25 protein-coding genes are annotated in these 20,934 nt (G+C 68.0%); 12 read left to right on the forward strand and 13 right to left on the reverse strand.

What is annotated here, in order from left to right; translation table 11 throughout:
- Window positions 1–19 precede the first annotated feature (19 nt).
- The 7 genes from K8638_RS39995 to K8638_RS40025 all read right to left on the reverse strand — a co-directional run bounded on the left by K8638_RS39995 (window position 20) and on the right by K8638_RS40025 (window position 5,772).
- Complete coding sequence (locus K8638_RS39995) at window positions 20–784, reverse strand: Imm49 family immunity protein (RefSeq protein WP_223760019.1); 765 nt, start codon at window positions 782–784, stop codon at window positions 20–22.
- Window positions 781–1,860 (reverse strand): hypothetical protein, encoded by a 1,080-nt coding sequence (locus K8638_RS40000; protein ID WP_223760020.1) that lies wholly within the window; start codon window positions 1,858–1,860, stop codon window positions 781–783. The genes K8638_RS39995 and K8638_RS40000 overlap by 4 nt, the downstream gene beginning before the upstream one ends.
- A 51-nt stretch (window positions 1,861–1,911) precedes the next feature.
- The gene (locus K8638_RS40005) at window positions 1,912–3,228 is read right to left on the reverse strand and encodes a hypothetical protein (protein ID WP_223760021.1); all 1,317 of its coding nucleotides are present in this window, start codon (window positions 3,226–3,228) and stop codon (window positions 1,912–1,914) included.
- A 16-nt stretch (window positions 3,229–3,244) separates the two neighbouring features.
- Window positions 3,245–3,877, reverse strand: coding sequence for a hypothetical protein (locus K8638_RS40010; RefSeq protein ID WP_223760022.1), 633 nt, complete (start codon window positions 3,875–3,877; stop codon window positions 3,245–3,247).
- Window positions 3,870–4,703: an AHH domain-containing protein gene (locus K8638_RS40015; RefSeq protein WP_223760023.1), complete on the reverse strand. Its 834-nt coding sequence runs from the start codon at window positions 4,701–4,703 to the stop codon at window positions 3,870–3,872. Before K8638_RS40015 ends, K8638_RS40010 begins: the two co-directional genes overlap by 8 nt.
- 69 nt (window positions 4,704–4,772) lie before the next feature.
- Window positions 4,773–5,291, reverse strand: coding sequence for a DUF6484 domain-containing protein (locus K8638_RS40020; RefSeq protein WP_223760024.1), 519 nt, complete (start codon window positions 5,289–5,291; stop codon window positions 4,773–4,775).
- A 16-nt stretch (window positions 5,292–5,307) separates the two neighbouring features.
- Window positions 5,308–5,772, reverse strand: coding sequence for a DUF4150 domain-containing protein (locus K8638_RS40025; RefSeq protein ID WP_223760025.1), 465 nt, complete (start codon window positions 5,770–5,772; stop codon window positions 5,308–5,310).
- Window positions 5,773–6,073: 301 nt separating this feature from the next.
- On the opposite strand from K8638_RS40025, the gene K8638_RS40030 reads away from it, so the two are divergent.
- The 7 genes from K8638_RS40030 to K8638_RS40060 all read left to right on the forward strand — a co-directional run bounded on the left by K8638_RS40030 (window position 6,074) and on the right by K8638_RS40060 (window position 11,203).
- Window positions 6,074–7,108, forward strand: a complete 1,035-nt coding sequence (locus K8638_RS40030) for a DUF2169 domain-containing protein (RefSeq protein ID WP_223760026.1) — start codon at window positions 6,074–6,076, stop codon at window positions 7,106–7,108.
- Between the two features lie 70 nt (window positions 7,109–7,178).
- Window positions 7,179–7,433 carry a hypothetical protein gene (locus tag K8638_RS40035; RefSeq protein WP_223760027.1) on the forward strand — a complete coding sequence of 85 codons (255 nt, stop codon included), beginning with the start codon at window positions 7,179–7,181 and terminating at the stop codon, window positions 7,431–7,433.
- Between the two features lie 135 nt (window positions 7,434–7,568).
- Window positions 7,569–8,066: an AHH domain-containing protein gene (locus K8638_RS40040; protein WP_223760028.1), complete on the forward strand. Its 498-nt coding sequence runs from the start codon at window positions 7,569–7,571 to the stop codon at window positions 8,064–8,066.
- Window positions 8,067–8,074: 8 nt separating this feature from the next.
- On the forward strand, window positions 8,075–8,671 hold the full coding sequence (locus tag K8638_RS40045) for an imm11 family protein (protein WP_370644233.1): 597 nt from the start codon (window positions 8,075–8,077) through the stop codon (window positions 8,669–8,671).
- Between the two features lie 29 nt (window positions 8,672–8,700).
- Window positions 8,701–9,504 carry an immunity 49 family protein gene (locus K8638_RS40050; RefSeq protein WP_223760030.1) on the forward strand — a complete coding sequence of 268 codons (804 nt, stop codon included), beginning with the start codon at window positions 8,701–8,703 and terminating at the stop codon, window positions 9,502–9,504.
- Window positions 9,501–10,640 carry a hypothetical protein gene (locus K8638_RS40055; protein WP_223760031.1) on the forward strand — a complete coding sequence of 380 codons (1,140 nt, stop codon included), beginning with the start codon at window positions 9,501–9,503 and terminating at the stop codon, window positions 10,638–10,640. The genes K8638_RS40050 and K8638_RS40055 overlap by 4 nt, the downstream gene beginning before the upstream one ends.
- Before the next feature lie 98 nt (window positions 10,641–10,738).
- The gene (locus K8638_RS40060) at window positions 10,739–11,203 is read left to right on the forward strand and encodes a DUF4150 domain-containing protein (RefSeq protein WP_223760032.1); all 465 of its coding nucleotides are present in this window, start codon (window positions 10,739–10,741) and stop codon (window positions 11,201–11,203) included.
- Window positions 11,204–11,262: 59 nt separating this feature from the next.
- On the opposite strand, the gene K8638_RS40065 is transcribed toward K8638_RS40060, so the two are convergent.
- Genes K8638_RS40065 through K8638_RS40080 form a run of 4 tightly spaced genes read right to left on the reverse strand, consistent with a single transcriptional unit; the run spans window position 11,263 to window position 14,754 of the window.
- Entirely contained in the window at window positions 11,263–12,048 is a 786-nt protein-coding gene (locus K8638_RS40065; RefSeq protein ID WP_223760033.1) for an Imm49 family immunity protein, read from the reverse strand.
- Window positions 12,049–12,070: 22 nt separating this feature from the next.
- On the reverse strand, window positions 12,071–13,171 hold the full coding sequence (locus K8638_RS40070) for a hypothetical protein (RefSeq protein ID WP_223760034.1): 1,101 nt from the start codon (window positions 13,169–13,171) through the stop codon (window positions 12,071–12,073).
- A gap of 15 nt (window positions 13,172–13,186) precedes the next feature.
- Entirely contained in the window at window positions 13,187–13,774 is a 588-nt protein-coding gene (locus K8638_RS40075; protein WP_223760035.1) for an imm11 family protein, read from the reverse strand.
- Window positions 13,771–14,754, reverse strand: coding sequence for an AHH domain-containing protein (locus K8638_RS40080; protein ID WP_223760036.1), 984 nt, complete (start codon window positions 14,752–14,754; stop codon window positions 13,771–13,773). The genes K8638_RS40075 and K8638_RS40080 overlap by 4 nt, the downstream gene beginning before the upstream one ends.
- A gap of 256 nt (window positions 14,755–15,010) precedes the next feature.
- Between K8638_RS40080 and K8638_RS40085 the strand changes: the two genes are divergently transcribed.
- The 5 genes from K8638_RS40085 to K8638_RS40105 all read left to right on the forward strand — a co-directional run bounded on the left by K8638_RS40085 (window position 15,011) and on the right by K8638_RS40105 (window position 19,820).
- Window positions 15,011–15,535 (forward strand): DUF6484 domain-containing protein, encoded by a 525-nt coding sequence (locus K8638_RS40085; RefSeq protein ID WP_223760037.1) that lies wholly within the window; start codon window positions 15,011–15,013, stop codon window positions 15,533–15,535.
- A gap of 4 nt (window positions 15,536–15,539) precedes the next feature.
- On the forward strand, window positions 15,540–16,865 hold the full coding sequence (locus K8638_RS40090; protein ID WP_223760038.1) for a TIGR02270 family protein: 1,326 nt from the start codon (window positions 15,540–15,542) through the stop codon (window positions 16,863–16,865).
- A 68-nt stretch (window positions 16,866–16,933) separates the two neighbouring features.
- Window positions 16,934–17,986, forward strand: a complete 1,053-nt coding sequence (locus tag K8638_RS40095) for a hypothetical protein (protein WP_223760039.1) — start codon at window positions 16,934–16,936, stop codon at window positions 17,984–17,986.
- A 416-nt stretch (window positions 17,987–18,402) separates the two neighbouring features.
- On the forward strand, window positions 18,403–18,999 hold the full coding sequence (locus K8638_RS40100; RefSeq protein ID WP_223760040.1) for an imm11 family protein: 597 nt from the start codon (window positions 18,403–18,405) through the stop codon (window positions 18,997–18,999).
- A gap of 20 nt (window positions 19,000–19,019) precedes the next feature.
- On the forward strand, window positions 19,020–19,820 hold the full coding sequence (locus tag K8638_RS40105; protein ID WP_223760041.1) for an immunity 49 family protein: 801 nt from the start codon (window positions 19,020–19,022) through the stop codon (window positions 19,818–19,820).
- A 94-nt stretch (window positions 19,821–19,914) separates the two neighbouring features.
- On the opposite strand, the gene K8638_RS40110 is transcribed toward K8638_RS40105, so the two are convergent.
- Together K8638_RS40110 and K8638_RS40115 are read right to left on the reverse strand one after the other, a co-directional pair.
- The gene (locus tag K8638_RS40110) at window positions 19,915–20,313 is read right to left on the reverse strand and encodes an STAS/SEC14 domain-containing protein (RefSeq protein ID WP_223760042.1); all 399 of its coding nucleotides are present in this window, start codon (window positions 20,311–20,313) and stop codon (window positions 19,915–19,917) included.
- Window positions 20,314–20,427: 114 nt separating this feature from the next.
- A complete protein-coding gene (locus K8638_RS40115) occupies window positions 20,428–20,925 on the reverse strand; it encodes a CinA family protein (RefSeq protein ID WP_223760043.1) in 498 nt (165 codons plus the stop codon).
- Between the last annotated feature and the right edge of the window lie 9 nt (window positions 20,926–20,934).

Genomic DNA, 20,934 nt, shown 5'->3' on the forward strand with positions numbered 1-20,934 from the left:
CCCTACCCGCCCAGGGCAGTCAGAGCGCCTTCCAGGAGTCCTCGTGGAAGACACGTGAGACGTTCTCACGAGCAACGGACGGTATGTAGAGGTAATCCTCTTCCGTTTCCATCCCCAACCCCTCCGCGAGGCGCACGAGCGCCACGCCCTCCACGCAGAGCTTCCCCTCGGTGGCCAGCAACTCGGGCGCGGTGCCCCCCTTCCGGGCGAGTTCCTCATAGTGGTCGCGGCGCTCCGAGAGGAAGCGCCGCAGGGCCTCGTCGAACCCCCCCGCATCGGCGGCCTGGAGCGCACCGCACACCTCCAGGCGGACATCCTCCGCTCCGCTCAACGCCTTCTCATGGCGCCGAAGCAGCAGCTCACATGTCTCGGCCGAGGCGCCCAGGAAGAAGCGCTGCATGAGGAACTCGACGAAGAGGAAGTCCTCCTCGTACTCCGCGCCCTGCGTCCAGGTCCGCTTGGAGAGGTGGGCAATCCGCGCGGCTCCTTCGAGGTCCCCCACCGCGATGGCGTCGAAGAACGGCGGCGACTGCCCGGTCCTCCGCTCACCCTCCGCGGCGTTTCGCAGCCAGGCCGCATAGGCCCGGCCGCTCTGGTGCAGCCGCAGGTGGAACTCCCCCGGCAGGCCGGTCATCAACAGCTCTCCGATGCCGGCGATGCGCAGGTTCTGACAAAAGGCGAGGATGCGCTTCCGCCCTGCCTTCCCGGCCGTCAGCTCGGGGAGCCACTCCAGGTTCTCATTGAGGGCGTTACCGACGTAGACAGGCAGGTATTGAGAGCTCACCCGACGTCACCTCCACCCTTGGGGTGCACGGGCTGGAGCACCATGCACCCCACTTCTCCCAGGTCTGAGCTGGACAGCACGAGCGAGGGGGCCTCCGGGTCCCGGAAGGGGTCTCGCGCGTGCAGGGCCAGGCACACGCCCAGCGCCCCGCTCGCAGCCCCCACGTCGCCCACTGAGTTGCACGGCAGGTGCAGCTGCGGCTCTTCCAGCCGCTGCCCCAGACGGACCCGAGCCCGTCCCCACTCCTGCGCCCGCCACGTCTCCCCGTTGAGGTCACTGTAGACGCCACCTCGGAAGGGCGACGAAGGAGACATCCCGTCGAGCGCACGCTGCACGCAATCCGCCAGCGCGCTGCCTCGCTGAATGCGCGGGCGCTCCTTCGGCTCGCGGCCCGTCGACACGGCGACGACACGCCCCGAAATGGGAGCATTCCTCCGCCGCGCACTGGGCTCCGCTTCCAGCAGGAGGGCCACCCCCGCCTCTCCCGGGATGAGCCCCACGGGTTGCTCCTCCGTCTTCAGCCGCCCCTCCTCCATCAACTCCGCGAGCCGCAACGGGTCGATGTAGGAATCCACGGCGACGATGAGCAGGCGCTCCAGCTCCCGCATGGAGAAACGCCGCAGCCCCTGTTCAACGGCCAGCGCCGTGCCCGCGTGCCCGACGGGGAGCAGTTCCACGTTGCGCGACGAGATGGGTAGCTCCAGCGCCGAGCACAGCGGCAGGAGGAACTCGTCCTGGAGATAGGCCCGTCCCTGCCCCTCGTCCGTGAGGAGCACCACGTCGTCCGGGGGCATGACGGCGACCGTCAGCCCCGTCGCCTCCCAGAAGCGCCGGTCTCCAGCCTCGGCCCCCAGCGACGAGGACACCAGGTCACGCACACACCCGCGCGCCAGCCGCATCCACCGCCCCAGCAGACTGAACCCCTCCGTGTAGCCCTGAATGGGGTGCCCCTGGAGGGCGATGTCTTCCTGGGACTCGGGGTCCACCACGCGCAGCTCGCTCACCGGCCGGGGGCGGGAGACCCCGGCATGGATGGCGGCGCAGGCGGCGGCCACGCTCCGGCCCACGGACGTCACGGCTCCAGCTCCCGTCAACACGCTCTGCATCGTCACTCGCTCACCGCCGGCTCACGCCGACGCCAGCACCGTTTCGAAGGCCCGGAGGCCCAGGTCCATCCGAAGCCCCATGGCCGCCTGGACCTGACGGACCTGAACCCAGGCCCACGCGCCCGTCTCCACGCGACACGCCCCGCCACTGCGCACGGCCAGTTCCCACGCCAGGGCGGGCCTGCGTGTCACTGGCACTTCCAGCAAGGCCTGGAGCGCGACCTCGGGCGTCCAGGGCCTGCCCCAGAGGTAGCGCCCGCCCGCGGGGAAGCGGGACTGCGCGTCACCCCACCAGCGCTGGATGGCCTCGACACGCACCCGGCCCGGTGGCGCGATGGGAGCCGGAAGGAAGGAGACCTCTTCACCGGGGCCGGCGGGCTCCTCCGCGTCCTCGTCGGTCGGCTCCAGGTACACCTCCAGGGGAATGCCGGTGATGAGCCGGAATGACTCGGTCGCCAGGGGGTCCCCCTCGGCGACGACGAGCCGTAGGACAGCCTCCAGGGCCTCACTCCGCCCGCTGCCCCCCAGCGCCCACAGGACCTCGGCCCGCCGCCCGGGCTCCTCCAACTCCGCCAGCAGCCGCGCTACGCCGCGCCGGTCTCCACTCATCACCAGGGCCGTCAGCGCGGTGCGCCCGGCCTGGCCTCCGGCGATGGACCGGCGGCACGCGTCCAAGGCGGCGAAGTGTCCGCGGGGCAGCCCCACCTCGAGGGCCGCGTCCCGGCACCGGGCATCCGGACTCCCGAGCCCCTGGTCCACCAGCGTGGCCACCACGCTCGCCGGAGCATGCCGCGCCGCACGGATGGCCGCCGCGAGCACCTCGGGTGAGTCCGTCAGGGGAAGCCGCTCCACCAGGGGCGTGATGTCCACCTGGCGCACGCGCAGGATGTCGAGCACGGTGGCTTGCAGCCCGGACTCTGCTTCCAGGAGGGCGTCGCGCAGGAGCCGGTCGACCTGGGCGGCCGTGCTGAGGGCCAGGGCCCGTCCCAGCCAGGAGCGCTCTTCCGGAGGTGCTTCGAGGAGGGAACTCAGGACGGACGGCCCCCAGCGGGTCGCATCCATTGCAAGCAGGGCGCAGGCCGCCGCGGCACGCACGGGCCCCTCCTCCTCCGCCAGGGCCGGAACCAGCAGCCGCTCGGCCACCCTGGGGCCTCCCACGCGAAGTCCCTCGACATGGGCCAGCAGTCGCCGCTCATCCCCGTCCGCCAGGTCGACCAGCCCATGGTCCGGCGCACCGAGGTCGCGCTCCCGCTGTCTCCAGAAGAACGCGGCTTCGTCCAGGTGCTCCTGGACGACGTGCCAGAGAATGGGAGGCCGGCGGTGCGGTGGCGTGTCCATGGGCGGGGCCGGGGACTCACTTGCTATCACTGAACTCCAGTTCCTCTACCACGATGTCGCTGAGGTCGCGCTTCTTGAGCTCGCGAATCAACTCCAACCCCATGACATAGGTATGCGGGTCTCTTGCCACCCGGAAGAGCTGGGGTGCGTCCTTCATCTTCTTCCGGTCCAGGACGTGCTCCTCGATGTCGAGGATTTCGTCCGGCTTCTCGTCGTCCCAGGCAATGTCACTCGCCTTGAAGTCCAGGCAGTCGAAGGTGCCGATGGGATTGATGATGAAGTAGTCCTGGCTGTAGGGACGCTTGCGGTGGTCGTAGAGCGTGAAGGGGAGATATTCGATATCCTGCTTGCCGCAGTGCTTTTCAACAGCCGCCTTGAACTCAGTGGAGCCAAAGAGCGTACTGAGCGAGTTGGCCAGCAGGGGCGTCAACTGGATGCCGGGATACTTCTTGCTCATCGGAACGCGGGCGCCCTTCGGGTAGACCGGGGTCAGCCGCTCACCCATGCCGGTACGCCAGGACTCATACTCGATGCCTTCAACGAAGCTGTCGAGGAAACACAGGTCCTCGTCTGCTTCTCCGAGCAGATCCAGCTTGAAGAAGCGCAAAGCGTCCGGGGCAGCCTTGGAGCCACGGGTGTTTCTAGACATCGAGAGACCTCAGGGAGCCCTTCTTGGGTTTCTTGGGGTTGATATCGTTCAGCGAGACATCGTCCTGTTTTGCCCAGAGTTTCTTGCCCAGTGCCTTGATTTTACGGCGCAGAAGCGCGGACAGAGCCTCCAGCTTCTTGCGGACCGGGCGGTACTCGATCTTCTTCTTGTGACGGCTTATGGACTCCTTGACCGGGTCGAAATACTTATTGAGCTTGTCTTCCACGTACTTGCTGTAACGAGGATGGTCCCGGTGGTCGGGCGTCGCCAGGTGCTTGGGGAGCTCTAGCGCCTCCGCGACCAGCCCATCCATGGGCAGGATGAGCATGTTCTTCTTGTGGTTGAGGTTGTAGCTCTCTTCCAGCAATCCTCGGCGCACCACGAGGCTGAGCCTGTCCGCGTTGGGCCTCCCCTTGCCAACGTCCGTGATGGCCCCCCGCAACTGACTGTGGGGAATGATGTGGTGGGCCTCGAACCAATAGGGCTTGTTGCAGCTGCGCTTGAAGTTGGAGGAGTCCTCCGAGACGTCCCACTCTCGAGCCTTGGGGCTCTTCACCTCCGCCTCTTCCCAGCGCTTCTCGCCCTTTTCGGCCTTTCGCTGGCGGATCAACACCAGCTTCCTGCGACGACCGAGTGACTTGTACTTGTCCCAGTTGTAGTCCTTGCTGTCCGTCAGGGCCTGCATGTAGGCCTGCCAGCGATAGCTGCAGGACTGCTGGGCGAAGGAGCCGTAGGGGACGAGGCACCGGCCGCCTTCAGTGGTCTTCCGGGCCCGGTGGTGTTTGTCTTCCAGGTTCAGGTCGTCCGACTCATGCTTCGAAGTCATGATGCCTTTCTCCACGGCCCAACGGTGGACCCTGGAGCCCCACGGATGCGTCAGGAAGGCGCCGGGGGCTCAGTTGATCTGGACCTTGCCGCCCCGAATGCGATGAACCTCCTCCGCATCGGCTCGGATGTTCACGCCGTGCAGGAGGACCTGTCCGTCGCGCCGGAGCGTCAGGGAGGCCTTGCCACAGCGGAGCACCACCTCGTCCCGCCCCTCGAGTACGACACGCTTTCCGTCGATGTGTGCCTCGGCGGGAACACCTGGAAGCGGCTCGGCCAGCAGTGCATCCGTCAGCGGCGTCTCGCTGAGCGGCTGGAGCAGCCCGATGAGCAGCGGTCGCGCCGGGCTCCCCCGCTCGAAGAGCAGCACGGCCTCCTGCCGCCGGGCCACGGCCTGCCGCCGGGCCTCGGCATCAAGCAACAGCGAGGTGCGCGCGGGCAAGGCGCCGCGCCGGTTGCCGGGGAAGTCCACGAGCAGCAACCCTCCAACTGTCATGCCCGCCACCCAGCCGACGAGGCTCTCTCGGATGAGTTCCTCCGGCTCGAGCACCTCCGTGGCCTGCACCAGCTCCTTTTCCCTGCCGCTCACGACGGCCCCCTTCCTCCTACAGCTTTTCCTCGCAGATGACGCACTCGGGCTCCTTCTTGCTGCCCCCCATGGCGATGACGGGCCCCTGCATGACGGGGAAGGGCGGCGTGTTCTTGTCGTTGTGGAGCATCAGGTCGAAGGCGCGCGCCACGTTCTTCCCCTCGAACTGGACGTCGAAGGAGAAGTTGACGAACTCGGCCTTGCCCTTCGTCTTGCTGGAGGCCACACCGCCGCCCGCGGTGCCCGCCTCGTCGCCGGTGCTCATCTTGAAGTTGGAGTCCTTCACGCACACCGGGTTGCCACCCACCGATACCTTCTTGGTGCCCTTATCGGTGTCCGAGGACTGGGCGACGTTGGGGTACGGAATGGGAACGGGCCCGCCCGGGCTGGGCGTCTTGCATACGTCCGGGAAGGCCGAGGTGACACCGCCGCTGTCCTTGGTCACCACGGACATCTTGTTCACTCCGGTATTGACGGGCATGACGTCCACCTCCAAGGGAGGAAGAGATTACCCCGCCGGGGCCACGCGACGCGAGCCCCCATCGACTCCGTCACCGGTGTGGGAGATACAGGCTCTCATTCCGGAAGCCAGGGAGACCCGGCTCTCTTCAGCCTGGAGATGCCTTCGGTCACCCTTGGCCCACGCACTTCATGGGCGTCTTCGCCGGGCATGGGCTCCTTCGAAGCCCGCAGTCCTGGGTCCAGGTCTCCGCCCTGCAGACAGGTGGGTGCTATACTGCGAAGCCCCGCCCGATGGCCCCCGTGGCGGCCCCGGACCACACATGGGACACCCGACCGTCGAGAACGAGACCCCCTTCGCCTTCGACATGATGGGCCTCACCGACGAGGAGGGGCGGCCGCTGCTGCTGCTCCTGGTGAAGGCCACCTACGCCATCGGCGACTCCGGGTTGAAGCTGGCGGACGAACAGGCGCCGGTGAAGTGGAGCGGCGAGTCCTGGGGCAAGCCCGGCGAGTCCAGCGACAAGTACGAGCCGGGCACCGCGTTCATCAAGCTCGCCACGGACGTGGTGCTCATCGGCCACGCGTACCCGCCGCAAAAGGGCGCGACCGAGTCACTGGTGGCGCTCCAGGTGGGCCCGCTGAAGAAGGGCGTGCGTGTGGTGGGCGAGCGGACGTGGTTCCGGAGCATGGGCCACATCACCGCCACGAAGCCGCTGCCCTTCGACAAGCTGCCCCTCACCTGGGAGCGCGCCTTCGGCGGCTGGGACCGGACGGACGCGGCGAAGCCCGCCTTCGAGCCGCGCAACCCCGTGGGCACGGGCTTCCGGGCCAGTCCGCGTCACTTCGAGGAGGGGCTGAAGCTGCCCAACCTGGAGGACCCGGCGGAGCCGCTGCGCGAGTTCGGCCAGAAGGTGACACCGGTGGGCTTCGGCTTCACCTCGCCGCACTGGCAGCCTCGCGCGAAGTACGCGGGCACCCATGACGAGGCGTGGAACAAGACACGCAAGCCGCTGCTCCCCAAGGACTTCGACCGTCGCTTCTTCAACGCCGCCGCGCCAGGCCTCGTCGCCCCCGGCTACCTGAAGGGAGATGAGCCGGTCGTCATCGCGGGCGCCTCACCGAAGGGCCGGCTCTCCTTCGCACTGCCCGGGCAGGCGGCCCCGGCCGTCACCGCGGAGCTGGCGAGCGGCGAGGACGCGAAGCCGGAGATGCACCTGGACACCGTCATCCTCGACACGGACGCGGAGCAGGTCGTGCTGATGTGGCGCGGGCACGTGGTGCTCGACGAGGGAATGCACGACGTGCGCGGGCTGCGCGTCACGGCGGAGGGCGTGGCCCTGCGACCGAAGGGCTGACCCGGGCCGCGCTGTGTCCGGGCGCCGGAATGCGGTACGCTGCCCCCCAAACCTCCCAAAAGGAGTGTTTGTGGCCTCTCGCAAGAAGAAGGCAACACTCGAAGAGCGGTTCATCCAGCGCGTCTACCAGGCGCGTCTCAAGGACCCGGCCCGCCACACACCAGGCAACGCCGCGTCCAACGCGGAGCAGAACCCGGACCACCTCAGTGGTCAGACGCGGGTTCGCGGGAACCTTGCTCCGGGCAGTCACAACTATGTCTTCGCGGAGGGCAAGCTCAAGCAGTCCTACGTGCAGTCGTATTACGCCTGGAACGCCTGGAACTAACTCGGCTCGGGTGCGGACGCGGCCCGCGACATCTACAAGTCAGCCCCGCATCCGGAGTACCACTTCTTCCACACGGACCACCGGGCCAACTTCTTCCAGCTCTACCCCATCGCGGCGCTCGGCAGGTACGCGGATGTGGAGGCTCGCTACAAGCAGGAGAAGGACCCCGACCTGCGCCGCCACTACCGCTACAAGAAGGAGGCCCTCTACCCCGTCGCGATTCTGGGCACGGCGAAGGCCTGTATCGGGAGCAACCTGCCCTATCCCTGGCAGGCCCACCACCTGCTTCCCACCAACTTCTTCTACAAGAACCTCACCATGAAGGAGATCAAGATCATCCTGCGCTCCGACTACGACATCAATGATGGGCGCAACCTCATCTTCCTTCCCGAACGGCCCGTCGACACCCTGGCCCACAAGCTCCCCTTCCATGCGTCCCAGCACCCCTCGTACGACAAGAAGGTGGTGCGCCAGATGGGCAATCTCAAGCGGGTCCTGGATGAGGTGGCCAAGAAGGAAATCGAGCACAAGGATGCCGCCGCCAAGGTGGAGGAGCAGATTCACAAGCTCGAGACCAAGATGTTCAAATACACCCGCGACCTTGGCGGCAAGCCTCGCCAGAAGCTCAACTGACCTCGACCATGCGCTATTTCGTGTTCGTGCAGGATGATGATCTAGACGATGCCGCAGTGCTCACGAAGCCCCCCGCTCAAATCGAGGATGAGCTCTACCGATTCGACGAGGGCGTGCCCCTGCGGGACTGGTTTCCCTCCCCCGCCGCCTTCCCCATGAACCCGGACTTCCCCAAGGGTCGCAAGCTCTACCCACTGCAGGCCACGACGATAACGGGAATCCTCGTGGTGTCGAAGGAGCTCAGGGCCCTCTTCGAGGAAGTGGGGTGCGACAACATCGAGTACCTCCCCATCTCCATCATCGACCACCGCAAGAAGCTGGCCAGCGCCGACTACTGCATTGCCAACGTCCTCCATCCCATTGACGCGATGGACCGGGAGCGCTCCATCTTCGACAACAACGCGATACTCCCCACGAGGGTGAGCGGGGTAGAGAAGCTCGTCCTCCTCGAGGACCGGATTCCTCCCAGCCGGCACATCTTCCGGCTGACCAACGCGCCCCAGTTCTTCATCGTCTCCGAGACGCTGAAGAAGGCCATCACCAGCAAGAAGCTGGGCGGAATGCTCTTCGTGCCTCCAGAGGAGTTTGACGACGCGCTGTACTGACCACCATCCCCCCAGAAAGAGAGCCATTCATGCGCAGCCTCGCGTCCTACATGGAGGTGGCACGTCAGTACCTTGTCCAGACCTCGGCGGACTTCAGCCCGGCGGCGTCCTGGGACGACAGGTTCGAGGCCTATCGCACCTGGTGCCTCGCCCTGAAGATGCTGGCATACGGGAAGCTGCTGGTGGACTGCGACGAGCCTGCGTTCCACGCGCACCTGCTATGCGCGGCGGTGAACTGGCGCGAGCTGCTCACCCGCGCGCGGGCCGAGGGCCATCAGGTCCCCGCGTCGATGAACGACCCGCTGCTGGGGGCCATTGCCTCCGGGAGAAGGGACCTGGCGCTGGAGCTGGCCGAGCTGTCGGCCCGGGAGCTGACGGAGCCGGAGTACGAGGACGAGTTCCTCGGGGCCTTCTTCCTCCAGGAGTACCTCCGCGCCCGCGCGGGACGGACGGACACCGCGGACCTGGAGCGGCTCTGCCAGGACATCGACGAATACCTGGACGAGCCGAGCCCGCGCACGGACACGTTCCGCGCGCTCGCCCGGGGAGACGGGCCCGCCTTCAATGACGCGTTCCGGACCTGGAACGAGACGGTGGCCACCACCCTGTCCGACCCGGACGCGCCGGGCGCCACGTTCTCTTTCGGAATCACCCGCCACGTCTGGCTGGAAGGCCTCGCCGTACTCCGGCTCGCGAGCGGGGCAGGTCTCCCGCTGGAGCCCGTGCCACGGCCCCACCTGCCCGAGCTCATCCTCCAGCCGCCCCTGGCGACGCCCGCCGCGACGCCGTGGCTGCTTGGACAGACCCGGCTGACGGAGGAGGACGAAATGTGAGCGGTCCAGCGCGGATGGACGGAGGCCGTCTCGCCATCACCGGCATCGGGATGGCGACCTCCCTGGGTGACGCGGTGACGGCCTGCGCGGCCGCGCGGGCGGGGCTGGTCCGGCCACGGCCCCTGCCACTCTTCGCGGGCATGGACGGGGAGGAGCCCGCGGCTGTAGCGGGCCATCCCTGCGCCGACGTCATGGGGTTCGAGGGGTTCGCCCGCCTCTGCTACCTCACCCGGCTGGCGCTGGAGGACCTGCTCACGCGGTGGACCCCAGGGGATGTCCCCCCCTCGCGCATCGCCCTGCTCATCAACCTGCCCACCAGCGACGAGCGCCCGCTGCTGCTCGAGCACCTGGTCCGCGTGGGCAACAGGACCCCCGGAGCACGGGAAGCGGACGTCTTCCTGGGCATGCTCCGGCCGCTGATGCCCCGGGCCCTGCAAGGGGCCTCGCTGCATGTCCTGCACGACGGCCCCGCGGGAGGAGCCTCCGCGCTCCGCCAGGCCGATGCGCTCCTGGGTTCCCGGCAGGCGGAGCGCTGTGTCGTTGGAGGCGTGGACAGCTACCTGGATATCCCCACGCTGGAGTGGCTGGAAGCCACCCGGCGGCTCAAGACTCCCGAGCGCCCCACGGGACTGATGCCGGGTGAGGGTGCCGCGTTCCTGGCCATCGAGCGCGCCTCCGCCCCGCGTGAGCGGCGGGAGATACCCCTGGCGCTTCTCGGCCCCCTCACGCTGCTGGAGGAGGACGCCAGCGCGGATGAAAGCCAGGCCCCCGGGGAAGTGCTGGCGCGCACCCTGTGCGACGTCCTGGAGCGCAACCCCGAGAGGGACGAGGAGGTCCGTGTCCTCATCCACGACCTCAACGGGCAGGACCGCCGCTCCCTGGAATGGGGCCACGCGCTGCTTCGGGGCAGCCAGTCCTTTCCGCGCGTCCGGCAGCTGACACGCTGGCTGCCCGCCGTGAGCTTCGGGGATGTCGGCTGCGCCACCGTCCCCTTCCAGGCCTGCATCGCCGTGCGAGCCCTCGCACGCGGGTACGCCCTGGGGCGGCAGCTCCTGCTCTGTTGCAGCGAGGACGCGGGGACCCGGGCCGCGCTCATCATCACGGCTCCGGACACGGTGCCTTCCGGACGGAGCTGACCCGCCATCCGCCCACACCGTCCCGGCAGGCACCGCGGGGCCGGCTCGCACCGGGGGGCTCCGGTGCGGTACGCTGTCCGTCCACGGAGGAGGACGCCATGCCCGTCAATACCGGTGTGAACAAGATGTCCGTGGTGACCAAGGACAGCGGCGGTGTCACCTCGGCCTTCCCGGACGTGTGCAAGACGCCCAGCCCGGGCGGGCCCGTGCCCATTCCGTACCCCAACATCGCCCAGTCCTCGGACACGGACAAAGGCACCAAGAAGGTGTCCGTGGGCGGCAACCCGGTGTGCGTGAAGGACTCCAACTTCAAGACGAGCACCGGCGACGAGGCGGGCACCGCGGGCGGCGGCGTGGCCTCCAGCAAGACGAAGGGCAAGGCCGAGTTCGTCAACTTCTCCTTCGACGTGAAGTTCGAGGGGAAGAACGTGGCGCGCGCCTTCGACCTGATGCTCCACAACGACAAGAACACCCCTCCCTTCCCCGTCATGCAGGGGCCCGTCGTGGCCATGAGCGGCAGCGAGGACAAGCCCAAGTGCCTCGTGTGCGACCACGAAGTCTAGCCCCCCGGCCGCACGGGGACGGCGGCTGAACGGGCACGCGGCCCGCGAGGACTCACGCGCTAAGCGAGCGGAACCCGCCATGCAGGCTGAAGCTCCACGGCGGCCTTCCCGAGCGCGAGCCGGGGACAGTAACGCAGGTAGCTGCCCGGAGGAGGAAGCCCTGCTCGCTCCGCGAGGCGCAGCAGCGCCAGCCCTTCCATCCACAGGTAGCGGTGGGGAAGGAAGCCTCTTCGCGGCAGGGTGCCCATTCGTGCGTGGCGCTCGGTGACCTCCTCATATGCGGAGTGGGCGGCCTCGAAGGCACTGTGGAAGCCGCGCCCATCTCCTGCCAGGAGGGCCTTCGCCATCGCGAGCTTGGGGCCCTGAGTCTCCGCGCCCACCGCTTCCAATCGGTCCAGCCGCTCCGTCAACGACGCGCGCCCGGAGGAGTCCGGAAGCACCAGCTCCCGCAGTACCGCGGCCCAGGCGAAGTCGTCCTCGTACTCCTCACCCCGCTGCCACTGCCGAGCCGAATGCCGGGCAACGTCTACCGCCAGCGTCCACTGCTCCGCGACGACCGCATCCAGGAGCGGCACGTTCCAGGTCGCCGGTGGGGGTGTCCAGCCCTGCCGCGCCAGCCAGACCAACAGCCGGCGCCAGTTCTCCGCGGACTGAGCGAGGTTCTGGAAGAAGAAGCGCGCACTGCCTTCGAGGAGCAACGCGCCGGCCGCCAGGACCTGGAAGTGCTGGCAGACGGTGTCCACCTTCCGGACGAGGGTGTCGCGGTCAGCGGCCGGATTGAACCGGTCCAGCAACCCGGGAAGCGTTTCCAGGGAGTCTTCAACGAGGTCGGCGAGCTCGCTCATGGGGGAGTTCCCGGGCAGTCCGTCAGGTGCGAGGAGCGGAGGGGGCGGAGACGATGAGCGCGGCGCGTTCAGGCCCATCCGACGCGGAGAGCACGGCCATGACGGGCGCGGGTGCATGGTTCCGTTGGATGCCTCGGACAGCCACGCACAGTCCGACCGCGCCGGACGCAGCGCCCGTGTTTCCGAAGCCCGTCGCGGGGAGCCAGACGCTCAGTCCACCCTGGCCAACGCCCTGGCCACGCAGCGACAGCTGCAGCCCCCCCAGCTCCATGGCGCGGCGCTGCTCGCCGTCATGGTCGCTGACGAGGACCCACTTGTCCCTTGGGGCCTCGGCCCCCTCGAGCGCGGCGAGCAGGCACTGCGTCAGGGCGTGGCCCAGCGGGGGGGCGTCGGACGCCTCGGCCCGGGGCTCATGGCCCAGCATCACGCCGCGCAGCAAGGCCAGCGGCGCGGAGCCTTCGCCACTCCGGGGCGCCGTGAGGAGGGTGACCACGGCCGCCTCGCCCGGGATGAAGCCCACGGGATTGTCGGGAGTCTTGAGCCAGCCCTCCCCCATCATGGCCTCCAGGACCTCCGGTATCACCAGGCTGTCGACCGCGGCCACGAGGCAGGCGGGAAAGTCCCGCTGCCGCAATCCCCGGTGGGCCGCCGCCACGGCGCTGGCGAAGGCGGCATGTCCCCCGCCGAAGAAGTGCCAGGGCTGGCGCCCGCGCCACAGCCCGAGGTTCTCGAAGACCTGCTCCAGCACCCGCGTCCCGAGCGCCGAGGCCTTGCCCGGGACATCCCGCCAGAGTTCCTGCTCGACGGGGATGCCTCGCGACATCGGGTCTGGCACCGCGAGGAAGACGGGCAGTTCGGCGAGCCGCGGCAGGTCGCCGGCGGGAGCCAGGTCCTGGAAGGCCTCCCCCAGCAGGGCCACCAGCCGCCCCACGCCCCTGAGCCCGAAAGTCACGCCGGACGCTTCGAGCACCGGCAGGGGCTGGGGGTCACTCTCTCCCTCCGCCCGGCAGACGAGGTCCCGCGAGGGAGCCACTCGGGAGATGCCAGCCCGGAAGGCCGCGCATGCCTGGACGACGCCCCCGAGCGGCGAGCTCATCCCCAGGGCGGTGATGCGGGGGTTCACGGAGGCTCCTGTCGCTCAGACGAGGTCCGAGCCATCCCAACCGTCAGCCGGGTAGACGTGTAGGCCGGTGACTCCCTCGGACTTGAGCGCATCCAGGAGCCGCTGGTGCATCATGAACCGGTACATCATCCGTGAGGGCCGGAAGAGCAGTGCCTTCGGGTCGATGTTCTGAGGGGAGAGCACCAGCTTCTTCATCGTCTTGATCTGGTCCTCGTCCAGAGCCCCCATCTTGTACACGGAGTGCTCCATGTCGATGGCGTCCTGACCGCCCAGCGCATGGAGCACGAAGTACTCGGTAGCGGCCACGTTGCCCTTGTGGTCCTTCAGCACGACGGGCAGGAACTCGCAGTTACCCACCTCCAGGGCATCCATCACCCGCTTCACACGGGAGGAGACCACGAGCACCGGCAGCACCGCCGTGACGAAGTCGTACACCTTGATGAACTGCGGGAAGAGCGACGAGAACTTCATGACGCCGCCCTGGGGGAACTCCGCCGCCAGACTTCCGCCCATTCCGAAGAGGAACTCTTCCGGGCTTCCATCCGGAAGCATGTCCAGGACGGCTCCGCCATTCGGCTTCTCCGAGACAATCCAGTAGCTCATGGAGCAACCTTGCGCGCGGAGAGAGCCTTGAAGGGATATATCTTCCCGGAGTCAGACTTTCCCATGAGCAACTCCGTGGAGCGATTGCCCAGACTGGGGTCGGCCATTTCCTGAAGGCCCATGGTTACCGCCTGAATGCCTAACTCACAGAGATTGTCCCACATCTTCTCCTCGGTTTCATGAAGGTCGTCGACGATGGCGTCCAGGATTTGATGAGGCTTCTTCTTCTGAGCGATGCGCTTCTTGATGTCCGCTGCAATCCTCTTGATTTCCCGCAGCACCAGGACCGTCCAGGGCGGGTGGTCCGATGGGTGCTGGACCATGGCGTGAACCGGAACGTGCTGGTTCTTCGCCGGTAGCATCGCGATGTTGTGTCCGTTGTTGATGTCGTAGGGTGTCAGGCTCAAGTAGACACGAGCCCTGGCATCGAGAACGGGCTTCCCATCCGTCTCGTAGTGGAAGGCCTCGTACGGAAGAACGTGGTGCGCCGCGAACTTGTAGGGGCGCCCATTCTTGTCAGCCAGGGGGAAGACCTTCTGGATCCATACCAGGCTCGCGCTGACCTGTTTGACGATCTCCATCCGCTGCACGTAGCAGTAATGGTTTCGAGGACCCGGCAGGGCACCTCCCTTTTCCGGAAAGCTTGCGTACGTCACCCACTCGTCCTTGCTGTGGGCAGCCTTCTCCCAGTTGGAGTTACGGATCCGGGGTGCCACTCCCTTGGGCACCTGGCTCAGTCTGGAGCGCCCGTGGTCGTTGTAGACGCCCCGTCCCTTCTTCGCGTGGAGATAGCGGGTCCCCCGGAACCGGTACTCGGAATCCTTGATGAGGATCGCACGAGCAGGCTGGCTGCCGTCGATGTGCTGCTCCTCTCCTTCCTTGGGAGGAGGGTCCTTCATGCATTGGGGATAGTCTCCCCTCAGCTCCGGATAGGGCTTGTTGAGCCATTCCGACGTGAGCGGCTTGAAGATTTTCGGCATGAGTCGCCCCTCCTGAGAACCGCGTCCCGGCCCTGGCAATATATCAGAGCCCCCTCGTGAGCCCCTACACCGGGGACCATGAACCCCGGACAGCCGAGCCCCGGAAGTCCGCGCCGTGCCCGGGCCCGCCACCTGAACGTGCCCCGAAGCCGAGGAACCGCCTGCTCGCAGGATTCGCACCGCATGGGTACCTCACGGTAATCTCGCGCCGGCAGAGGTCTTCGACATCCCCGACCTCCAACGCAAAGAGGCCCCCATGAGCGTGCTTCCCGATGACAAGGCCGCCCTCCCGGCGCCCCAGACGCAGGAGCCCATTCTCGGCAGCCGGGCCGGACACCTCGTCGGACTCGATGCGTCCGGCAACCCTCGTATCGACTTCCCGGGGAACACCGCCGGCCCCGTGCCAGCGCGGCTGGCCACCGTCCTCGACGGCAAGGCGCTCCAGGAAGCCGTCGCCCGCGGGCAGAAGGTGGTCCTCCTCTTCGAGAACGGAGACCCGGGCCTGCCCTTCATCATGGGTCTCATCCAGGAGCCGAGCGCCACACCCCTGCTGGATGCCCTGCTGGAGAGCCCGCCCGAAGCGACGGCCCGGCGGCCCCTGGAAGCCCATGTGGATGGCAAGCGCGTGGTCATCGAGGGCCAGGACGAAATCGTCCTCAAGTGCGGTGAGGCCAGCATCACCCTGCGGCGCAACGGCAGGGTCATCGTGAAGGGGACGCGCCTGGACTCCCGGGCCACGGGCACCCACCGCATCAAGGGTGGCGCGGTGGAGATCAACTGAAGCCATGGCCGAGCTCAGCGGACGACCATTGCACTGGGACCTCTACGAGGAGCACCTCGACGAGGCGGCCTTCCGGTGGAGCCAGTGGGAGCAGGCGCTCGACGCCCCCGACTACACGCTGGAGGAGGTGGCGGAGCTGGAGGAGCACGTCGCGGCGCACGTGGACGGGCTGGTGCTGGGGGGTGAGCCCGTGGTGGAGCGCCTGCTGGTGCCCGCGCTGGCGGATGAGCCCGAGCGCGTCGTCGCGGCGGCGCTCGCGCTGCTCCAGGCGGAGGCGCCTTTCGGGCCCGCCGCCGTGCTCGCCGCGCTGCCCGGGGCCGAGCCTCCCGCGCTCACCGCGCTCCGTCGTGCGTTCGAGCTGGCCCCGACGCCCGCCATCCCCACGGACTTCCCGGCGCTCCTGAAGAAGGAGGACGCCGTCCCTGAGTTGCTCGCCCTGGTGCTCGACACGCTGGGCGCGCACGGGCTGGCCACGGCTCCGCTGTGCTCGCCGTTCCTCACCCACCCGGAGCCCCTCGTGGCCGCCGCCGCCCTGCGCGCCGCCAACCGCGCCCGGCTGCCACTGGAGCCGGCCCAGCTCTCTGGCGCGCTGGAATCGGATGAGCCCGCGCTCCGCGATGCCGCCATCCTCGCGGGCCTCATGGGCGGACACCGTGCGGCCTGGGCGGCCTGCCAGTCCGCCGTCGAGTCTCGCGCGCCCGGCGGCCGGCTGCCCCTGCTGCTGCTGGGAATGAGCGGGGATGAGCGGGACGTGAAGCGGCTGCTGGACCTGCTTCCCGATGAGAAGCTCCGGCCGCGGGTGCTGTTCGCGCTCGGTTTCTCCGGCCGCGTGGCCGCCGCCGATGCCTGCGTGGAGCTGATGCGGCACAAGCCCGTCGCCGCGCTCGCGGGCGAGGCCTTCAGCGCCATCACCGGGCTGCGCATCGCGGAGGAGTACGCGGCCCCTCGTGAGGAGGAGGACGAGGCGCTCCCACCGCTGGAGGAAGAGGACCTCGACGCGGACCTCTCGTCCAAGCCCGAGGACTCACTGCCCAAGCCCCGGCCCGAGCGTGTGGCGGCGTGGTGGCAGCAGGAGCGCCAGCGGCTGGACACGAAGCAGCGCTACCTCGCGGGTCAGCCCTTCACTCCGCGGGCCCTGCTCGACGCGCTCGCCAGCGCGCCCATGCGGCGCCGTCATGCGCTGGCGCTGGAGCTGGCGCTGCGCGGCCGGGGCTCGATTCAGGTGCCCACGCGGGCATTCATGACTCAGCAGCTTGCCGCGTTGAAGGCGGCACGCTCGGTGCCAGCTTCCTCGTTCAGCCGGCCGTTCGCCGAGGGGCTCCGGGGCTGAATGCGTGCCGTGGTGCCCCCTGGCAACCTCTTCTGACTCCACGAGTCTTCCTCGCGCGTGAGAACACCATGGCAATGAGTCTGGACACCCTCACAGTGGAGACATTGGCCGAAACGCCCCTGGTCGATGTCGCGGAGCTGCTCGTGGCGCGAAAGCCCGCGGCCTTCCGCGAACGCCTCTTGGCGGTCGACATGGCCGAACTCACCGAGATGCCCGACGACATCGCGCAGGCGTACGGCTGGCGCGCACCCGAGGAGCTCGCGACGTGGAGGGCCATCGAACTCGCCCTGGACCTCGACGAAGACACCGAGGGTTTCTGGAAGTCCGGCGGCCTGTCGCTTGGGCTGGACCTCTATCCCGACGCGCTGAGCCCGTCGGACGAGGAGCTGGATGAGGGGAGTTTCCTGCCCCCAGGCGCAGAGGTACTCTTCGCGGGCCTCTTCCGCCTCTGCGAGCATGCATCGGGAGATCGCACGCTCGTCAGCCTGCTGCCGGATCCACTCGGCCTGCTGCGCGTCCATTCATACTCGCACGACACCGGCCGGCTCGGCAGGCCGCGCAGCCTCAAGAGCTTCGTTCTCAATACGTGGCTGTCGGAGATGGACCCCGGTGAAGGCCCCCGCCGCCCCGGGCAGGTCGGCATCGCCCGCTTCAAACAGCTGGTGCGCATGGCGGAAGCCTTCGATGAGCGCCTGGAGTCCGTCAGGCGCGACCAGCAACCTCCGGCGTTTCGCGACAGCGCAAAGCTCCACGCACGCTCCCGATGGCTCATCGACCTGCTCTGGGGGACTCCGAGCGTGTCCCTCGCCGAGGAGCTCACGCAGGCACCCGGCCTGGAAGACTGGGAGGCCGAGAAGCCTCTCCTCCTGGAACAACCGCAGTTTGCCAACTACTGGATGGTTGCGCACTACTTCCTGGGCAACGACGCCGCCTGCGACGAAGCCGTGGAGCAGGGTGCGCAGGCCCGTCCGGACCCCACCCGGTGGCTGGCCCAGCTCGTCAGGAGACAGCGCGATAATCCTGGCACGGCGCGCATCGGGCGCACGGGTCCCCGGGAGCTGGCGGAACTCCGGCGGCAGGTGCGCGCCGCGGCCCGCCCCTCCCAACTCGCAGGACGCTGACCTCACCTCCCAGCAATTCCAACAACCGAGACAACCAGGAGCGGCGACAGCGAACACCTGGTCGACCGGGTCGAAAACGAGCACGAATCCAGCCCCAGCCAGACGGGCTGCCTGTGGCGCCATGAGGAGTACGACGGTACGAAGTTCCCACGGTGCAACTACCGCAAGAACGCCCACGACTGCTCCAGCAGCTTCTCCACCCCGACCCGCGCCACCGTCCGCCTCTCCCGCCGAGCTGTCCGTGCCACCCAGGCCCGCGCTGGGGTGGCGTGGTGTGCAAGGCGGTTGCCAGCGAAGGCACAGAGCAGAGAGAGTCTCGGAGCCTCACGCCGGGTGTCTCCCCTCGCGGACCACCATCCGCCGAGGGAAACCCACGAGACCTACAGAAGAGCCAGAACAACTTCCCTTCCAGTCCCATGACCACGGCCACACATCAATACTTCATCATCACCGAAGATGAGAGCGAGGAGAGCTGCCTCATCGACGAACTACCCCGGCCTCTGAACAAGCAGTCCTGGATGGCTTCGAAGGGCGTACGAATGGGAAACGAGTACCCTTCCGGCGTCCGACTCAACATGTCCGTGGACGGCGGACTGGTCGTTCCAGACTACATCCCCAACACCGTCCTGTTGCCGATGGTCTCCGGCAGGCTCAAGTCCCTGCTCGAAAAGGAAGTCGGGGTGGAAATCGAATTCCTCCCCTTCGCCCTCTACAACCACAAGAAGCGTCTCGCTGCCGAAGACTGCTTCATCGCCAACGTCATCGGCACCCACGACTGCGCCGACATGACAAAGACCCGCGGGGAGAAGTCCATCATCTCGCCCGGCCAGTTCGAAGCCCTCTCCCGGCTCGACTTGGACCCGGCCAAGGTGCCTCCCGATTCCAGGCTGTTCCGCATCAGCGTGTTCCCCCGCGTCCTCCTCATCCGCGATGACCTGCGCGCGATTTTCGAGCAGGGGGGCATTTCCGGCATCCGCTACATCGCCATGGGAGAGCGCTGCCAGGTCCTCTAGACACGGCGGGCGACCACTTCATGGTTCTGGAACTCCTCCGGGACAATACCCGGTCCATCCTGAAAGACGCGCTGGAAAGCATCGCCGTGCAAGGCATGGCCGAGCGCTCCGGCAAGGCCTATGGTGCGGTCGCGCTCATGTACCACCGGCTCGCGCTATGCGAGATGCTCTCCGAGGCAAGAGCCGACCGCTTCCAGTTCCTCCTCGGCAAATCCGCGCTCGTCCGCCGCCACCTGTCACACCTCGTGAAGGGTGGTCGAGCGTTCCCTCCGCTCCTGACGTGCGCGAGCAGGAACTTCTCCTTCGTCGATGCCGTCACCGCCGGCCAGCTCGACCTGGGGGCGGAGCTGGCGCGACTGACGCAAGACAGGCACGAGCCCCGCTGCGAATACGAGGACGACTTCCTCCTTCACCGCTTCATGCACAAGCGCCTGCTGCACCTGCACTCGGGGGAAGACCACGACTTCCAGGCACTCCTGGACCGGTGGGAGCGCATCGTCGAGGGTGAGCACGCTCCCTATTTCGACGTCTGCCGCGCGCTCCTGCTGCGGGACGCGGACGGCTTCCATGACGCCCTGCTCGCGGTCATCGAGGAGCGGGGCCGGCTGTTCCTCCAGAAGGACGCCTTTCCGGAAGACGCGCGCCGCACCGATGGCGCCCTGTTCATGAACGGGCTGGCGCTACTGCGGCTGGCCGAACTGAGCGGGATGCCCACCCAGCGCGAGTACCCCAACATTCCCCACCTGGCGCGGCTGCCCGTCGGCAGGCTGCCGCTGCCGCTCGACTCCTGGACGCGCCCGGACGAGGGACTTCCCGCGTAGCGCCCGGGGAAGCAGCCAGCGTCACCTCGCTTCCTCCCTGACGCATGACCTCGCGCTCGAGACCTGTCCATCGGCCGCCGAGCCCCGCCCTCCCTCACATCCCCGGGTGCATCCCCATGTCCTCGTCGCCGTGGATGAGCCACTGGCGCGCGGAGGACTCCTGCCAGAAGCGCCGGAGAATCCGGTCCGTGTGGCTCTCCCGGGCGATGCGGTTGAGCTGCAGCGCCACAATCTGGCTCTCCACCATCTCCGCCACCCGCACCACGCCCCGGCGCAGCCCGTACTCCTGCACCCGGCGAATCATGTCCGCCGCCTCGGGCGACGCCGGCTTGAAGGTCCGCACGTCCGCCTTGATTTTGATGTCCCGCCCCTGCAACGAGTCCGTGGCCCCCTTCAGCTCCGCCACGAAACGCTGCATCTCCTCCACGCGGATGTAGCCGTCGAGGATGAAGTCCACGATGGAATGCTGCCGGTCGACCTCTATCTGGAACACCGGGCCCCTCCCTTGCGCATGGATTGCGGGGTGAACCGCTCTGGCGTGATTGCGAGAGTAGAGAAGCGGCGCCCGTGCCGATAGGCGTCCAGCAGGGCGGTGCGAGCGTTCAATTCACGATTCCGCGCCCAGCCGCTCCAGCAGCAGCGTGAGCGCGCGGTCCGCGATGGCGCGGCGCACGCCGCTCCGGTCTCCCGCGAAGACGTGGCGCTCCACCGTCACCCGCCCGCCCCGGCGCAGCACCGCGATGAAGGCCAGCCCCACCGGCTTTTGCGGCGTGCCCCCCGCCGGCCCGGCGATGCCCGTCTCCGCCACCGCCCAGTCCGCGCGAGAGCGCTCCAGCGCGGCCCGCGCCAGCGCCTCCACCGCCTCCGCGCTCACCGAGCCGTGTGCCTGGAGCAGCTCCAGCGGCACCCCGAGCTGCTCCACCTTGGACTCGTTCGAGTACGGAATGAACCCTCGTTCCACCACCGCGGACGCCCCCGGCACGTCCGTCAGCCGCGCGCACACGAGCCCGCCGGTGCACGCCTCCACCAGCGCCAGCCGCGCGCCTGTCTCCCGGCAGCGCCGCAGGACCTCCGCCGCCAGCACGTCCGTTGTCTCGCTCGTCATGGGGGTTCC

Origin of the sequence: Myxococcus sp. RHSTA-1-4 (genome assembly GCF_020037125.1) — a bacterium.
Lineage (GTDB): Bacteria > Myxococcota > Myxococcia > Myxococcales > Myxococcaceae > Myxococcus.

Coding starts and splice junctions, on each gene's coding strand:
- K8638_RS40005 (WP_223760021.1), bottom strand. CDS start 3,228: ATGGACACGCCACCGCACCGCCGGCCTCCCATTCTCTGGCACGTCGTC.
- K8638_RS40010 (WP_223760022.1), bottom strand. CDS start 3,877: ATGTCTAGAAACACCCGTGGCTCCAAGGCTGCCCCGGACGCTTTGCGC.
- K8638_RS40015 (WP_223760023.1), bottom strand. CDS start 4,703: ATGACTTCGAAGCATGAGTCGGACGACCTGAACCTGGAAGACAAACAC.
- K8638_RS40025 (WP_223760025.1), bottom strand. CDS start 5,772: ATGCCCGTCAATACCGGAGTGAACAAGATGTCCGTGGTGACCAAGGAC.
- K8638_RS40030 (WP_223760026.1), top strand. CDS start 6,074: ATGGGACACCCGACCGTCGAGAACGAGACCCCCTTCGCCTTCGACATG.
- K8638_RS40045 (WP_370644233.1), top strand. CDS start 8,075: ATGCGCTATTTCGTGTTCGTGCAGGATGATGATCTAGACGATGCCGCA.
- K8638_RS40050 (WP_223760030.1), top strand. CDS start 8,701: ATGCGCAGCCTCGCGTCCTACATGGAGGTGGCACGTCAGTACCTTGTC.
- K8638_RS40060 (WP_223760032.1), top strand. CDS start 10,739: ATGCCCGTCAATACCGGTGTGAACAAGATGTCCGTGGTGACCAAGGAC.
- K8638_RS40065 (WP_223760033.1), bottom strand. CDS start 12,048: ATGAGCGAGCTCGCCGACCTCGTTGAAGACTCCCTGGAAACGCTTCCC.
- K8638_RS40075 (WP_223760035.1), bottom strand. CDS start 13,774: ATGAGCTACTGGATTGTCTCGGAGAAGCCGAATGGCGGAGCCGTCCTG.
- K8638_RS40080 (WP_223760036.1), bottom strand. CDS start 14,754: ATGCCGAAAATCTTCAAGCCGCTCACGTCGGAATGGCTCAACAAGCCC.
- K8638_RS40085 (WP_223760037.1), top strand. CDS start 15,011: ATGAGCGTGCTTCCCGATGACAAGGCCGCCCTCCCGGCGCCCCAGACG.
- K8638_RS40090 (WP_223760038.1), top strand. CDS start 15,540: ATGGCCGAGCTCAGCGGACGACCATTGCACTGGGACCTCTACGAGGAG.
- K8638_RS40095 (WP_223760039.1), top strand. CDS start 16,934: ATGGCAATGAGTCTGGACACCCTCACAGTGGAGACATTGGCCGAAACG.
- K8638_RS40100 (WP_223760040.1), top strand. CDS start 18,403: ATGACCACGGCCACACATCAATACTTCATCATCACCGAAGATGAGAGC.
- K8638_RS40105 (WP_223760041.1), top strand. CDS start 19,020: ATGGTTCTGGAACTCCTCCGGGACAATACCCGGTCCATCCTGAAAGAC.
- K8638_RS40115 (WP_223760043.1), bottom strand. CDS start 20,925: ATGACGAGCGAGACAACGGACGTGCTGGCGGCGGAGGTCCTGCGGCGC.